Source organism: Collinsella sp. AF28-5AC (assembly GCF_003457875.1).
Lineage (GTDB): Bacteria > Actinomycetota > Coriobacteriia > Coriobacteriales > Coriobacteriaceae > Collinsella.
On the sequence record NZ_QRTA01000040.1, the window covers coordinates 1 to 1267 of the forward strand.

Here is a 1267-nt window from a genome sequence, read left to right on the forward strand (position 1 = left end):
GGCCCGAAAGAAAGGTAGGAGGCCATGACGAAAGGTCTGCACGTGCCTTCCGAGATCGGCAAGCTCAGGAAGGTCTGCCTGCACCGTCCCGGCGACGAGCTCCTCAACCTGCCGCCCGACGAGCTCGAGCGACTCCTGTTCGACGACGTCCCGTTCCTGGAGGTCGCGCAGCAGGAGCACGACACCTTCGCCCAGATCCTGAGGGACCAGGGCGTGGAGGTCCTCTATCTCGAGAACCTCGTCGCCGAGGTGTTCGACCAGGTCCCCGGCGCCCGCGCCGAGTTCACCGACCAGTACATCGCCGAGGCCGGCATCCGCGGCCAGCACATGCCGCAGATCGTTCGCGAGAAGCTGGACTCCATCGAGGACAACCTCGAGTTCGTCAAGAAGACCATGGCCGGTATGACCAAGTCCGAGATCGACATGCCCCTCACGGCGTCCACGACCCTCGACTCCCTGGTCAACTCCGAGTCCGAGTCCGACCTGATCATCGACCCGATGCCCAACCTCTACTTCACCCGCGACCCGTTCGCGGTCGTCGGCGAGGGCGTCAACCTCAACCGCATGTACTCGGTCACCCGCAACCGCGAGACCCTGTACGGCAAGTACATCTTCAAGTACCACCCCGACTACAAGGACGTCTCGCTGTACTTCCGCCGCGACTGCCAGTTCCACACCGAGGGCGGCGACGTGCTGAACATCAACGAGAAGACCCTCGCCGTCGGCATCTCCCAGCGCACCCAGGCCGCCGCGATCGACGTCATGGCCCAGAACATCTTCTGGAACTCCGACTCCAAGGTCGAGCGCATCCTGGCCTTCGACATCCCGGTCTCGCGCGCCTTCATGCACCTCGACACGGTCTTCACCCAGATCGACGTCGATAAGTTCACGATCCACCCCGCCATCATGGGCACCCTGCGCGTCTACGAGCTGACCGCCGGCAAGAACCCGGGCGACGTGAACATCCGCCTGATCGAGGACACCCTCGAGCACGTCCTGGAGGACGCCACCGGCGTCGACCAGGTCAAGCTGATCCCCTGCGGCGGCGGCGACCCGATCGCGGCCTCCCGCGAGCAGTGGAACGACGGCTCCAACACCCTGTGCGTCGAGCCCGGCAAGATCTGCGTCTACGCCCGCAACACCGTCACCAACGACGTGCTGTACAAGGAGGGCCTGGACCTTCTCGTCGTGCCCTCCGCCGAGCTCTCCCGCGGCCGCGGCGGCCCGCGCTGCATGAGCATGCCCTTCTGGCGCGAGGACCTCTAAG

General features: G+C 65.2%; 1 protein-coding gene. It reads left to right on the plus strand.

Annotated features, from left to right (window positions below; genetic code table 11):
- Nucleotides 1-24: 24 nt before the first annotated feature.
- Nucleotides 25-1266: an arginine deiminase gene (gene arcA / locus DWZ01_RS10560; protein WP_117848985.1), complete on the plus strand. Its 1242-nt coding sequence runs from the start codon at nt 25-27 to the stop codon at nt 1264-1266.
- The last annotated feature ends 1 nt before the right edge of the window (nt 1267 follow it).

Bases quoted from the DNA above. Each gene is read 5' to 3' on its own strand.
- arcA (WP_117848985.1), top strand. From the start codon at position 25: ATGACGAAAGGTCTGCACGTGCCTTCCGAGATCGGCAAGCTCAGGAAG.